General features: G+C 43.6%; 10 protein-coding genes and 1 pseudogene. 9 read left to right on the top strand and 2 right to left on the bottom strand.

Translation table 11 applies throughout. From position 1 onward, the window contains the following. Positions 1–50 precede the first annotated feature (50 nt). A complete protein-coding gene (locus tag AB9N12_RS02450) occupies positions 51–1,220 on the top strand; it encodes an MFS transporter (protein WP_369889394.1) in 1,170 nt (389 codons plus the stop codon). A 35-nt stretch (positions 1,221–1,255) separates the two neighbouring features. Next, positions 1,256–2,143, top strand: a complete 888-nt coding sequence (locus tag AB9N12_RS02445; protein ID WP_369889393.1) for a carbohydrate kinase — start codon at positions 1,256–1,258, stop codon at positions 2,141–2,143. A gap of 441 nt (positions 2,144–2,584) precedes the next feature. Here the strand turns inward: AB9N12_RS02445 and AB9N12_RS02440 are convergent. Further along, positions 2,585–2,744 (bottom strand): annotated as a pseudogene (locus AB9N12_RS02440) (IS982 family transposase); the annotation flags it as partial. A 738-nt stretch (positions 2,745–3,482) separates the two neighbouring features. Between AB9N12_RS02440 and AB9N12_RS02435 the strand changes: the two are divergent. The 7 genes from AB9N12_RS02435 (at position 3,483) to AB9N12_RS02405 (ending at position 11,158) form a co-directional block, all read left to right on the top strand. Further along, positions 3,483–3,806 (top strand): hypothetical protein, encoded by a 324-nt coding sequence (locus AB9N12_RS02435; protein WP_369889392.1) that lies wholly within the window; start codon positions 3,483–3,485, stop codon positions 3,804–3,806. Between the two features lie 100 nt (positions 3,807–3,906). Then, complete coding sequence (locus AB9N12_RS02430) at positions 3,907–4,467, top strand: hypothetical protein (protein ID WP_369889390.1); 561 nt, start codon at positions 3,907–3,909, stop codon at positions 4,465–4,467. A 203-nt stretch (positions 4,468–4,670) separates the two neighbouring features. Beyond that, positions 4,671–7,499, top strand: a complete 2,829-nt coding sequence (locus AB9N12_RS02425) for a substrate-binding domain-containing protein (protein WP_369892784.1) — start codon at positions 4,671–4,673, stop codon at positions 7,497–7,499. 79 nt (positions 7,500–7,578) lie between these two features. Continuing rightward, positions 7,579–7,917, top strand: coding sequence for an MGMT family protein (locus AB9N12_RS02420; protein ID WP_369889388.1), 339 nt, complete (start codon positions 7,579–7,581; stop codon positions 7,915–7,917). Positions 7,918–8,213: 296 nt separating this feature from the next. Then, complete coding sequence (locus tag AB9N12_RS02415) at positions 8,214–9,440, top strand: glycine betaine/L-proline ABC transporter ATP-binding protein (RefSeq protein WP_369889386.1); 1,227 nt, start codon at positions 8,214–8,216, stop codon at positions 9,438–9,440. Then, the gene (locus AB9N12_RS02410) at positions 9,437–10,264 is read left to right on the top strand and encodes an ABC transporter permease (RefSeq protein WP_369889384.1); all 828 of its coding nucleotides are present in this window, start codon (positions 9,437–9,439) and stop codon (positions 10,262–10,264) included. Before AB9N12_RS02415 ends, AB9N12_RS02410 begins: the two co-directional genes overlap by 4 nt. An 18-nt stretch (positions 10,265–10,282) precedes the next feature. Then, positions 10,283–11,158 (top strand): glycine betaine ABC transporter substrate-binding protein, encoded by an 876-nt coding sequence (locus AB9N12_RS02405; RefSeq protein WP_369889383.1) that lies wholly within the window; start codon positions 10,283–10,285, stop codon positions 11,156–11,158. A gap of 136 nt (positions 11,159–11,294) precedes the next feature. Here the strand turns inward: AB9N12_RS02405 and nifJ are convergent, their stop codons facing one another. Then, the gene (gene nifJ, locus AB9N12_RS02400; protein WP_369889381.1) at positions 11,295–14,843 is read right to left on the bottom strand and encodes a pyruvate:ferredoxin (flavodoxin) oxidoreductase; all 3,549 of its coding nucleotides are present in this window, start codon (positions 14,841–14,843) and stop codon (positions 11,295–11,297) included.

Genomic DNA, 14,843 nt, shown 5'->3' with positions numbered 1-14,843 from the left:
TCCGCTTCATGCGTACTTTCTCTGTATTTAATTATATAAAAGATAAAACAATGGAAAACAGTAAAAACTCTTCTCTCTCCAAACTTATCCCGGTGATGCTTTGCTTCTTCGCCATGGGATTCGTTGATTTGGTAGGCATTGCCTCCAATTATGTAAAGGCAGACCTTGGCCTGTCGGATTCACAAGCAAACATTTTCCCATCGCTTGTCTTCTTCTGGTTTTTGATTTTCTCCGTACCGACGGGGATGCTGATGAGCCGTATCGGTCAGAAGAGAACCGTATTGCTTAGCTTGGTTGTGACTTTCGTTTCCTTGCTATTGCCGGTTTTCGGAGACAGTTATATGCTGATGTTGATTTCTTTTTCTCTTTTGGGTATCGGAAATGCACTGATGCAGACCTCCTTGAATCCGTTGCTTTCTAACATCGTTCGGGGTGACCGTCTGGCTAGCAGCCTGACTTTCGGGCAGTTTGTGAAAGCCATCGCTTCTTTTCTGGCACCATACATTGCCATGTGGGGAGCGACGCAAGCCATTCCGTCTTTCGACCTGGGCTGGCGTATTCTCTTCCCTGTTTATATGATAGTTGCCGTTGTTGCCATTCTCCTGCTCAACGTCACACAGATTGAAGAAGAAAAAGAAGAAGGCAAACCGTCTACTTTCGGTCAGTGTATCGCCCTGCTCGGCAAACCGTTTATCCTGCTTTGCTTTATCGGTATCATGTGTCATGTCGGTATCGATGTAGGTACGAACACTACCGCCCCGAAGATTCTGATGGAACGCATCGGCATGGGACTGGATGATGCCGCTTTTGCGACAAGCCTCTATTTTATCTTCCGTACGGCAGGTTGTTTTCTAGGTTCTTTCATTCTGCGCAAGATGTCTCCGAAGTCTTTCTTCGCCATCAGCGTAGGGATGATGCTGGTTGCCATGATCGGTTTGTTCATTTTCCATGAGAAAGCGGTTATCTATGCTTGTATTGCTTTGATTGGTTTCGGTAACTCCAATGTATTTTCCGTTATCTTCTCGCAGGCATTGCTTTATCTGCCGGGTAAGAAAAACGAAGTTTCCGGCTTGATGATTATGGGCCTTTTCGGTGGCACGGTATTCCCGTTGGCGATGGGAGTAGCTTCGGACACCTCACTGGGACAGAACGGTGCGATTGCAGTAATGACAATCGGTGTGCTTTATCTGCTGTTCTATACGCTTCGTATCAGAAAATAATTTTATATTTGGGAATCAATTAAAATCTGTTTATCATGAATAATATAATAGTAGGAATGGGCGAAGCACTTTGGGACGTGCTGCCCGAAGGGAAGAAAATCGGTGGTGCTCCGGCAAACTTTGCCTATCATGTATCGCAGTTTGGTTTTGACAGTCGTGTAGTGAGTGCCGTAGGCAGGGATGAACTGGGGGAAGAAATCCTGAAAGTATTCAACGAGAAGAAGTTGAAAATGCAGATTGAGCAGGTCGATTATCCTACCGGTACGGTGCAGGTAACGCTCGATGACCAAGGCGTGCCTTGTTATGAAATCAAAGAGGGCGTAGCGTGGGATAACATTCCCTTTACGGATGAATTGAAACGGCTGGCTCTGAACACGCGTGCCGTTTGTTTCGGTTCATTGGCGCAGCGCAATGAAGTAAGTCGTACCACTATCAACCGCTTTCTGGATACAATGCCCGATATAGACGGACAATTAAAGATATTCGATATCAATCTCCGTCAGGACTTCTATACCAAAGAGGTGTTACGCGACTCTTTCCAACGTTGTAATGTCTTGAAGATAAACGATGAAGAACTGGTGACCATCAGTCGGATGTTCGGTTATCCGGGCATTGACTTGCAGGATAAGTGCTGGATTCTGTTGGCTAAGTACAATCTGAAAATCTTGATTCTGACTTGCGGCATCAATGGCAGTTATGTATTTACTCCGGGCGTTGTCTCTTTCCAGGAAACACCGAGAGTGCCCGTAGCGGATACGGTGGGAGCGGGCGATTCCTTCACGGCTGCTTTCTGTGCTTCCATATTGAATGGCAAGCCGGTGCCCGAAGCTCATAAGTTGGCTGTGGAAGTCTCTGCTTTTGTCTGCACGCAGAGTGGGGCGATGCCCGAACTTCCGCAGGGGTTGAAAGACAGGTTATTGTAATTCTATTTAACGTAAGTTCGATATAAAATCAGGAAATGAAAAGTTACCCGTCATTGATAAAATTCATATCAATGGCGGGTTGCATCACACATTACCAGATACTCATAAGTAAATCAGTTCTCCGGATTTATTCAATCCGGTTTCCTTTGATTGCCTAATCGGATTCATCGCTTTGCCTATTCCGACTTCGTATAACTATAGTTTCCCTTGCGCATGACTATAGTCTCCCTTGCGTATAACTATAGTCATACGCAAAGTACACTATAGTTATACGAAATAAAATTGCCTAACGGACAGCATCCTGGCTGGCAATTGTCCCAATTAGAGATGCATGTGGGAATCATCATCTATAGAACCGTCTCAACGGGCCCTCATCATGCAATTCTCAATCAGAGAGGCTCCATTGCCATGGCTCATAATATAATGTAAGTTCGAAATTACTCAAAACAAATTCAGTTGCCTGTCCTTGATGAAATTCAATTCAATGGCGGGCTTCTTCTCAAAGAAGCAATACGCTGCGATGGCAGAGTGCATTCGCGATAAAGTTGTTGAAAAACCGATGCCTGGAATGCTCTATTTGTGCGATATTCTTCAATTCGTCATTTAGGAGACAAGTTTAGGGAACAGGTGGGTCAGATGTTTACTCACCTACTCCTTGTAATAATGCTTGAAGCATCTGAAACCGCCGGAATGAAACAAGATAAGAATAACCCTGATTTCCGTATCACTCAACCGGTTAGCCTTATTACGATGCTTATGGTTCTTCTCCGCAACCATATATTTTGCCTGTTGCAATGCAGATTCTTAGCAGAAATCATCTGCCATAAAATAAATATCTGTAGCTTTATCCTCTGAGAACATAGTGGTGATCGTTTAAATGTTATTTGGGGACACTATAAATTGAATACTTTTATTGCTATGTTCTTATTATTCAAGGATATATTTTACGGGTGACCCGGATTACGGTTAGTAAGGAGATGCATAGGCATAAAAAAAGGAGCAACGCCTTGCTCCAACCTTTGTTAACCTTAAATCTAATACTATGAAAAACACATTGCAAATGTACGGAATTCTGTGATATCTGCAAATAATCCAATTAAAAAGAGATGTTTTATAACATTGATTAAGCGTTTTGTCTGCCTTTTACACTTTTCTTAATAATTCACCGATGAATATTTGTACGCTTATCTTCTTTTAGGAGAGAGTCATTCGTAGAAAAATCGGGTGGTAATTAGCATGACATTTGTACCGTGGGATTTTGTTGTATTAATAGAGTGATTTGTCCGTTCCTTTGTTAAAACCTGTCTTCCATTTGGTTCAGAATGGAAAAGATATATCTTTGCAAAATAATATAAATCTTTGTTTGATCCTTTATGGACGTATGTTCTTCTTTGGCAGAAGACGTAAAAAAGCGGATGCGTTGCAGTTTATTCGATTGATGCAGGAACAAAAAGGAAGTTATGAACGATTTGAAAAATTACTGTTTGATAAGGCTGCATTATATGAATATACCGTTGGGGGGCTTCCGGTGATTATGGAATGTATTATTCCGTACCATATACAATGCATGGGAGTGGAGGTGGATTATATGTGTACGGATTTGAGTAGCTGGACTCATAATGGTCTTCTTTATTTTATATTTACGACCGTTTTTATTCAATGACTAATGGATATAAATATAACGAATTTTATACTCCTATAGCTTTCAATAAAATATTGGGATTGATAAAGGAAGATTGTGAATAATGAAATATAAAATGCTTATGAGAACGATATTATTATTCAGTCTTTTAGTTGTAAATATGGAACTGTTTGCAATAAAGGACAGCGTTGTTTATCTAAAGACCAAGGACCATAATGTATATGAAAAGATCTATTTTAATTATGGAACTTATACGACTATCGCATTGGGAACTATTGAAGATGTAGATAAAGAAAACAAAGAGTGTTGGAAAGACTATTACAAGGTTGTCTTGTGTGATGTGGAGCCTTGTGATGTAGTGAAACGTTATGTCGGACCTTATTTGAAGGATCTGCAGTTAACAAAGGAAGATGATGATTTCACGATTTTGATTAGGCATGGATTGGATGGAAGGTTTTTGCATATTATGTATGTTTGTACAATTAAACTGGATCATATCCCCATTGAGGTATTCGAACAAATAGATAATTATCTGAAAGAATATGGGAATATGAAAGAAGTGACTTCTATTCCTCGTCAACCTGTGGATGGAATATATTATATTTCCATGATGTTACCCTGTAGCTTGATAGAAATGCAGGAAAGTGTATTTTTGAACTCTTCGGAATGCCCGCAGCTTTAAAAAAATCGATTTTGCACGCTTGCAAAACGTCCGCAGCTCTCACTTTTTCAGGAGATAAGAATGAGAATAATCGGGTGATTGATAGCATATTCACAGTTTTATTTCTATTTTTGTTCTCAATCAATTTGTCGAATACCATGAACAAAATGCTATGCAGGATAAAAAGTCTGTTGATATACGAAGGACAGAGAATGATTGAAGCGATGAAATATACGAAGTGGATAACTGTCTTGTGTTGTCTCTGGAGCTTGGCGGCTTGCCGGCAGGATGCGCCTCGTTTCCGTATTGGGGTGGCTCAGTGTAGTGATGATTCTTGGCGGCACAAGATGAATGATGAGATTCTCCGCGAAGCCATGTTTTATGACGGAGTGTCGGTAGAGATACGTTCGGCAGGCGATGATAACCGTAAGCAGGCGGAAGATGTTCATTATTTTATGGATAAAGGAGTCGATTTATTGATAATTTCCGCCAATGAAGCGGCTCCTATGACTCCAATCGTGGAGGAAGCCTATCAGAAAGGAATACCCGTCATTCTGGTAGACCGAAAGACACTTTCCGATAAATATACCGCCTATATCGGTGCCGATAATTATGAAATAGGCCGTTCGGTAGGAAATTATATCGCATCAAGTCTGAAAGGGAAAGGGAATGTGGTGGAGCTTACCGGACTGGGTGGCTCTACTCCTGCCATGGAACGCCATCAGGGATTTATGGCTGCTATCGGCAACTATCCGGATATCAGGCTGATTGATCAAGCGGATGCTGCTTGGGAAAGCGAACCGGCAGAAGTGGAAATGGATAGTATGCTTCGCCGACATCCGAAGATTGATGCGGTGTATGCGCATAATGACCGTATCGCTCCGGGAGCTTATCGGGCTGCGAAGAAAGCAGGACGCGAAAAGGAAATGATTTTTGTGGGCATTGACGCTCTGCCCGGCAAAGGAAATGGATTGGAACTGGTGCTTGACAATGTGCTGGATGCTACTTTTATTTATCCGACCAATGGAGACAAAGTGATGCAACTGGCCATGAATATTCTGGAGAAGAAGCCTTATCCTCGCGAAACGGTTATGAATACTGCCGTTGTGGATAGCACGAACGCGCATGTGATGCAGCTTCAGACTACCCATATCTCGGAACTGGATCAGAAGATTGAAACATTGAACGGACGTATCGATGGGTATCTGTCGCGTGTAGCTACACAACAGGTCGTGATGTATGGCGGTCTGGTCATTCTTTTATTGGTGGCAGGATTGTTATTGGTCGTTTATAAGTCCCTCCGTTCCAAGAATCGCCTGAATAAAGAGTTGTCCGAACAGAAGAGACAAGTAGAACAGCAACGCGACAAACTCGAAGAGCAGCGGGATCAGCTGATCCGGCTTTCTCATCAACTGGAAGAAGCGACTCATGCCAAGCTGGTTTTCTTTACAAATATATCGCATGATTTCCGTACTCCACTGACATTGGTTGCCGATCCGGTTGAGCATTTACTGGCTGATCCGTCTTTGAGTGCAGACCAACACCGAATGTTGTCGTTAGTCCGGCGAAACGTGAATATCCTCTTGCGTCTTGTCAATCAGATTCTGGACTTCCGTAAATACGAGAATGGGAAAATGGAATATACGCCTGTGCAGGCAGACATCCTTTCTTTTTTTGAAGGATGGAACGAATCTTTCATGGCAGCAGCCCGGAAGAAACATATTCATTTCTCATTCGATTATATGCCCGATACGGACTACCGCACATGGGCAGATGTGGAAAAGTTGGAACGTATCTATTTCAATCTTCTTTCCAACGCTTTTAAATTTACTCCGGAAAACGGAAAGGTAACTGTACGCTTATCGGCCTTGACTAAAGACGAGCATCGTTGGATTCGCTTTACCGTTGCCAATTCCGGTTCGATGATTTCCGCCGAGCATATCCGGAATATTTTTGACCGTTTCTATAAGATAGATATGCACCATGCCGGTTCGGGGATTGGACTGGCATTGGTAAAGGCTTTTGTGGAATTGCATAAAGGTTCCATCACGGTGGAAAGTGATGAAAAGCAAGGAACTGTCTTTACTGTTGATTTGCCTGTACAGACTTGCGGGACTGTTGCGTCAGAAAACTCTCCGGTATTCTCTGTGCCTGTTGCTTCTGTAAGTTCTACCGATGTTGTAACCCCTGCCGTTGCCGGGGCTCCCGCAACTCCTGCAACTTCCGGTTATTCCGGTTTTTCGAGCCTGGGTGATGCTTTAATTTACGGAGAAGAGGAATTGGAAAAAAATTACGACTCTTCCAAACCTTGTGTCCTGATTATTGATGATAACGCTGATATCCGCTTATATGTGCACGGACTGCTTCATACCGATTATACTGTCATAGAAGCTGCAGATGGTTCGGAGGGGATTCGTAAAGCCATGAAATATGTTCCGGACTTGATTATCTCTGACGTGATGATGCCCGGAATGGATGGAATAGAATGTTGTCGCCGCTTGAAAAGCGAATTGCAAACGTGTCATATCCCTGTCATTCTGCTGACAGCCTGTTCTCTGGACGAGCAACGGATTCAGGGATATGACGGTGGAGCGGATTCCTATATAGCCAAACCTTTCAGTGCACAATTACTACTGGCACGTGTCCGCAACCTGATAGACTCGCATCGTCGGCTGAAACAATTCTTCGGTGACGGGCAGACATTGGCTAAAGAGGATGTCTGCGATATGGACAAGGACTTTGTAGAAAAGTTTAAAGCCTTGATTGACGCGAAGATGGGAGATTCCGGTCTGAATGTGGAAGATTTGGGCAAAGATATGGGACTGAGCCGTGTGCAACTCTATCGCAAAATCAAATCCCTGACTAACTATTCTCCCAATGAATTGCTTCGCATGGCTCGTTTGAAGAAAGCCGCCTCTCTGCTTGCTTCATCGGATATGACTGTGGCTGAGGTTGGCTATGAAGTCGGCTTTAGTTCTCCCTCTTATTTTACCAAATGCTATAAGGAACAGTTTGGCGAGAGTCCTACGGATTTGCTGAAACGGAAGGGATAGCACTTTTTTTCTTTGATTGAGGTATAGTGAATTAAGTGTATATACTATGTTTGGGGAGTGAATAAGTAAAGTTTAGGTGATGAAAGATTATAAAGTAGACAAGGCAAGCCTTTCCGCCTCCTTTTGCCAAGAGGTGTATCAGGTTGTCCGGGAAATTCCGATAGGTAAGGTTTCTACCTATGGAGGAATCGCAGCATTATTGGGAATGCCTCAATGCTCCCGTATGGTGGGACGTGCTTTGAAGCAGATTCCGGATGATTTATTTGCACCCTGTCACCGGGTTGTCAATGCGTCGGGACGCCTTGTACCTGGTTGGGCAGAGCAAAAGCAGCTCTTGTTGGAAGAGGGGATTTCTTTCAAACAAAATGGATGTGTAGACCTGAAAAGGCATCTTTGGAATTACTCTACTTCTGACTAAAATTTGCATGTTTAATCTATTTTTCGTATCTTTGTGTCAACAATATGCAAGAACAGACTGTTATTTATTCATGAAAATACTGTTTTTTACTGTTCATTGAGAGGATAATCTTATCAAATTCTATTCCTTTTAAACTACTCAGTCTGTTTTTATCATTAAAAAACTCATCGGATTGTCATGTTTGCCATCTGACAGGATTGAGCCATGCGGATATTCAACTTGTTTATCGTAAGTGAGAATAAGGGACGCAGCAGTTGAAAATAAAACAAATATTATAATCTAAACCAATATATTATATGAGTAAAATAGAAATAAAGGATTTGTATCTTATCTTTGGTCACGAGAAGCAGAAAGCACTCGAGATGCTGAAAAAGGATAAGAGTAAAGCGGAAATACTGAAAGATACCGGTTGCACGGTAGGAGTGAAAGATGCCAATCTTTCAATAAATGAAGGAGAGTTTTTTGTGATAATGGGGCTCTCGGGAAGTGGAAAATCGACATTACTGCGTTGTATCAATCGTCTGATACGTCCCACAGCCGGACAAGTACTTGTGAATGGAGTAGATATATCTAAAATATCCGAAAAAGAGTTGTTGCAGGTTCGCCGGAAAGAGCTGGCGATGGTTTTCCAGAATTTCGGTTTGTTGCCTCACCGTTCTGTATTGAGCAATATTGCATTCGGCCTTGAACTTCAGGGGGTGAAGAAAGAGGAGCGTGAAAAGAAAGCCATGGAAAGTATGAAGCTAGTCGGGCTGAAAGGGTATGAGAATCAGATGGTGGGTGAACTTTCCGGTGGAATGCAACAGCGTGTCGGACTGGCACGTGCCCTAGCCAATAATCCCGAAGTACTTTTAATGGATGAGGCTTTCTCTGCTCTCGATCCTCTGATTCGGGTGCAGATGCAGGACGAACTACTGGCCTTGCAGTCAAAGATGAAAAAGACGATTGTCTTTATTACCCATGACTTGAGTGAAGCGATTAAACTGGGCGACCGTATTGCCATTATGAAAGATGGAGAGGTGGTGCAGGTAGGTACGTCAGAAGAAATACTGACTGAGCCGGCTAACGAGTATGTGGCCCGTTTTGTTGAAAATGTGGACAGGAGTAAAATTATCACTGCTTCATCCTTGATGATTGACAAGCCATTGGTTGCCCGTCTGAAGAAAGAAGGCCCCGAAGTGTTGATTCGTAAGATGCGTGCTAAAAATATTACCGTATTACCTGTAATAGATGCCGATGATAAGCTGGTTGGAGAAGTAGGTCTAAACGATTTGCTCAAGTTACGTAGCAGACAAGAAAAATCCATTGAAACGATTGTGCGTACAGAAGTACACTCAGTGTTGGAAGATACAGTGTTGGAGGATATCCTTCCTTTAATGACAAAGAGCAATTCGCCGGTGTGGGTGATTGATGAGACGCGCGAGTTTTTAGGAACCATCCCGCTTTCCTCTTTAATCATTGAAGTGACCGGGAAAGATAAAGAAGAAATAAACGAAATAATTCAAAACGCAATAGATTTATGATAAATATGGGACAATATATAGAGATGGCCATCAATTGGCTAATGGTACATTTTTCCACTTTCTTTGATGCCGTGAATGCGAGCATCGGTAGTTTTATCATAGGATTCCAACACATACTTTTCGGAATACCTTTTTATATCACCATCCTGGTACTTGCTTCATTCGCATGGATGAAAGCAGGACGTGGTACGGCAATTTTTACCGTATTGGGATTATTACTAATCTATGGAATGGGATTTTGGGAGGCTACTATGCAAACTCTGGCTCTTGTTTTTTCATCTACCTGTCTGGCTCTGATTGTTGGTGTACCTTTAGGAGTGTGGACGGCAAACAGTCCGCGTGCAGAGAAAATACTCCGTCCTGTTCTCGACTTGATGCAGACGATGCCTGCTTTTGTTTACCTGATTCCTGCCGTTCTTTTCTTCGGCTTGGGAGCGGTTCCCGGGGTTTTTGCAACTATCATTTTCGCTATGCCGCCCGTAGTCCGTCTTACCGGATTGGGAATCCGACAGGTTCCTAAAAATGTAGTGGAAGCTTCCCGTTCATTTGGAGCTACCCGTTGGCAGTTGCTGTATAAAGTGCAGATTCCTTTGGCATTACCTACCATCCTGACCGGAGTAAACCAAACCATCATGATGTCGCTCTCCATGGTTGTCATCGCTGCAATGATTGCTGCCGGTGGTTTGGGGGAAATTGTATTGAAAGGTATTACTCAAATGAAAATCGGACTCGGCTTTGAGGGTGGTATAGCAGTGGTAATCTTAGCCATTATCTTAGACCGTATCACGCAAGGTATAACAGGACGAAAGAATAAGAAAAACTAAAAAAAGAAAGGAACGAAAATGAGAATATATAACTTAGCGGGAATAATACTTTCCGCTCTGCTTTTGCTGGCTTCCTGTATGAATCCGAACATGGGCAAAAAGAAAGTGAAAATAGCCTATGCTAACTGGCTGGAGGGTATTGCTATGAGCCACTTGGCTAAGGTCGTATTAGAAGAACAAGGGTACGAAGTTGAATTGCAAAACGCGGACCTTGCTCCGATTTTCGTGTCTATGTCGGGAAAGAAATCGGATGTCTTTTTGGATGCCTGGTTGCCGATAACAATGAAAGAATATATGAACCAATACGGAGATAACGTAGAATTTCTAGGTGAAGTGTATGGAGAAGCACGTGTCGGACTGGTCGTGCCCCAATATGTTACCATTAATTCCATAGACGAACTGGCAGCCAATAAAGACCGTTTTTCTTCTGAAATAGTCGGAATCGATGCCGGAGCGGGAATTATGAAAACTACGGATAAAGCTATCTCTGCTTACGGACTTGGCGGGTATAACCTCATGACTTCGAGTAGCTCCACCATGGTGGCCTCTTTGAAAAAGGCGATGGATAAAGGAGAATGGATTGTGATCACAGGCTGGACACCGCATTGGATGTTTGATCAGTATGACTTGAAATTCCTGGATGACCCGAAGAAGGTGTATGGAGACTTGGAAGAAATACATGCCATCGCCTGGAAAGGCTTCAGTGAAAAAGACCCGTTTGCCGCTGAATTTTTGGGCAACTTCAAACTGACAACAGAAGAACTTAGCTCTTTTATGACTGCAATGAAGGATGCCCGGATGGATGAAGAAGAAATAGCCCGAAAATGGAGGGATGAACATCGTGAGTTAGTCGATAGGTGGATACCGAAATCAAAGAATGTACAGAATAACTAGATAAACTGAATCGAAGGATAAACAGAAACCAGAAAATTGATTCGGTGTTAACTTCTATTCCCCCTCCGGTTCAAACAAAAAATGGGAGTCGTGCATTGAGCAGACTCCCATTTTATATGTATTAGAGTGTAATTAATTATTCAGCACCCCAGTTTTCTCTAGCCAAACGTTTGTAGCTGTTGTAACGCCATTTAGCGTTTTCTTCAGCAGCTTTGAACAGTTCTTCAGCTTCAGCAGGATATTGTTTCATTACAGAAGCGTAACGAACTTCACCCTTCAAGAAGTTTTGGAAATCTTCCCAGTTCGGTTCTTTGCTATCCAATTGGAATGGGTTCTTGCCTTCTTCTTCCAAAGCCGGGTTGTAACGCCACAAGTGCCAGTAACCGCACTTAACAGCCTTTTCTTCTTCTTCCTGGCTCTTACCCATACCTGCTTTCAGACCGTGGTTGATACACGGAGCGTAAGCGATAATCAAAGAGGGTCCGGGATATGCTTCAGCTTCACGGATAGCCTTCAGAGTTTGCGCTTGGTCGGCACCCATAGCGATCTGTGCAACATATACATAACCGTAAGTAGTAGCCATCAGACCGAGGTCTTTCTTACGTACACGCTTACCGGCAGCAGCGAACTTGGCGATAGCACCTACCGGAGTAGCCTTAGAAGACTGACCACCTGTGTTAGAGTAAACCTCAGTATCCAGAACGAGGATGTTAACATCCTTACCGGAAGCGATTACATGGTCAAGACCACCGTAGCCGATATCATAAGAAGCACCGTCACCACCAATGATCCACTGGCTGCGTTTTACAAGATATTGCTGCAGTTCGGCGATTTGTTTGCAGTAGTTGCATTTATCCTTATTGGCTTCAACAACCGGAATGATCTTAGCAGCTAATTCCTTCGTCTTGTCTGCATCCAGCATATTGTTGATCCATTCTGAGAACAGTTCTTTTACTTCTGCAGGAGTGCAGTCGGCAGCAATAGCTTCGTTCATCACTTTCACGATACGGGCACGCATCTTTTCGTTGGCCAATTCCATACCCAAACCGAATTCACAGAAGTCTTCAAACAGTGAGTTAGCCCAAGCAGGACCGTGTCCGTTTTCGTTTGTCGTATACGGAGTAGAAGGAACAGAACCCGAGTAGATAGAAGAACATCCGGTAGCGTTAGCAACCATTTCACGGTCACCGAACAATTGAGAAATCAATTTCACATACGGAGTTTCACCACAACCGGCGCAGGCACCAGAGAACTCAAACAACGGAGTAGCGAACTGTGAGTTTTTCACGTTAGACTTGATGTCAACAAGATGTTGTTTAGTCTTCACGTTGTCTACACAGTAAGTCCAGTTGTCAGCTTCAGCCAATTGGCTTTCGAGGTGTTTCATTGTCAACGCTTTGCCACCTTTCTTCGGATTGCCCGGACAGATGTCGGCACAGTTGCCGCAACCCAGACAGTCGAGAACGTCCACTTGGACACGGAATGTCATACCGTCGAATACTTTACCTACTGCTTTCAGTTGCTCGAACTTAGCACCCTTCTGCTCCTCGGCATCGAGTACGAACGGACGGATAGAAGCGTGAGGACAAACGTATGCACACTTGTTACACTGGATACAGTTTTCCGGATTCCATTCAGGAACGAATGCTGCCACACCACGTTTTTCGTATTTGGCAGTACCTTGATGCCAAGTACCGTCTTCGATGCCTTTGAATGTAGATACAGGCAACAAGTCACCGTCTTGTGCATTGATCGGGCGAACCACTTCGTTGATGAATGCAGGATCGTTGTTTTCGGCTTTTGCGTCATCCGGCAGATTAGCCCAAGCAGGATCAACGACCAACGTCTTGTATTCACTACCACGGTCAACGGCAGCATAGTTCTTGTTAACAACATCTTCACCCTTCTTACCGTAAGACTTAACGATGAACTTCTTCATCTGTTCAACAGCCTGTTCTACAGGAATAACGCCTGTGATACGGAAGAATGCAGATTGAAGGATCGTGTTGGTACGGTTACCCAAACCAATTTCCTGTGCAATCTGTGTTGCGTTGATATAGTATACAGAAATATTGTTCTGTGCGAAATATTTCTTCACTTTATTTGGCAGATTCTTAGCCAGTTCTTCACCTTCCCAGATCGTGTTCAGCAAGAAAGAACCGTTCTTACGCAAACCGCGAGTTACATCGTACATGTGCAGGTAAGCCTGAACGTGACAAGCAACGAAGTTCGGAGTATTTACCAGATAAGTGGAACGGATCGGTTTATCACCGAAACGCAAGTGAGAACAGGTGAAACCACCTGACTTCTTAGAGTCGTAAGAGAAGTAAGCCTGACAGTGTTTGTCGGTATTGTCACCGATAATCTTTACAGAGTTCTTGTTAGCACCTACAGTACCGTCAGCGCCCAAACCGTAGAATTTAGCTTCGAACATACCTTCTCCACCCAAAGCGATTTCTTCTTTTTGAGGAAGAGAAGTGAAGGTAACGTCGTCTACGATACCGATAGTAAAGTGGTTCTTCGGCATTGGCATCGCCAAGTTTTCGAATACTGAAAGGATTTGAGCAGGAGTCGTATCTTTAGAACCCAAACCGTAGCGACCACCAACGACAATCGGAGCATTTTCTGTACCGTAGAAGCAGTTTTTAACGTCAAGATAAAGCGGCTCACCGTTAGCACCCGGTTCTTTAGTACGGTCGAGAACTGCGACACTCTTGGCAGTCTTAGGTACTGCAGCCAGGAAGTGTTTAGCCGAGAACGGACGATACAGGTGTACAGCAACCATACCCACTTTTTCACCGTTTGCTACCAGGTAGTCGATAGCTTCGCGGGCAGCTTCCGTTACCGAACCCATAGCGATGATTACACGTTCTGCATCTTCTGCACCATAGTAATCGAACAAACCGTATTTACGACCTGTAATCTTAGAAATTTCATTCATGTATTCTTCTACGATAGCAGGAACTGCTTCATAGTAGTTGTTGCATGATTCACGATGCTGGAAGAAGTGATCAGGGTTTTCAGCCATACCACGAGCCACCGGTTTCATCGGGTTCAGTGCGCGGGCACGGAATTCAGCCAAAGCTTCCTGATCGATCAGCGGAGCAAGGTCATCGTTTTCCAACATTTCAATCTTCTGGATTTCGTGAGATGTACGGAAACCATCGAAGAAGTTAATGAACGGAACACGAGATTTGATGGTAGCCAAGTGAGCAACACCAGCCAAATCCATAACTTCCTGTACAGAGCCTTCAGCCAACATGGCAAAGCCTGTCTGACGAGCCGACATTACGTCTTGGTGGTCACCGAAGATACACAAGGCATGAGAAGCCAATGTACGGGCAGATACATGGAATACGCAAGGCAAGAACTCACCCGCAATTTTGTACATATTAGGGATCATCAGGAGAAGCCCCTGAGAAGCAGTGTAAGTAGTAGTCAATGCACCAGCCTGAAGAGAACCGTGAACTGCACCGGCAGCACCACCTTCAGATTGCATTTCTTGCACCAATACTGTTTCGCCGAAGATGTTCTTACGTCCTGCGGCAGCCCATTCGTCTACGTACTCAGCCATAGTCGAAGAAGGAGTGATGGGGTAGATCGCTGCTACTTCAGAGAACATATACGAGATATGTGCTGCAGCTTGATTACCATCACAAGTGATGAATTTCTTCTGTTTAGTCAT

It is taken from the genome of Bacteroides sp. AN502(2024), from assembly GCF_041227145.1.
Lineage (GTDB): Bacteria > Bacteroidota > Bacteroidia > Bacteroidales > Bacteroidaceae > Bacteroides.
This window is presented reverse-complemented; position numbering and strand designations above follow the sequence as displayed.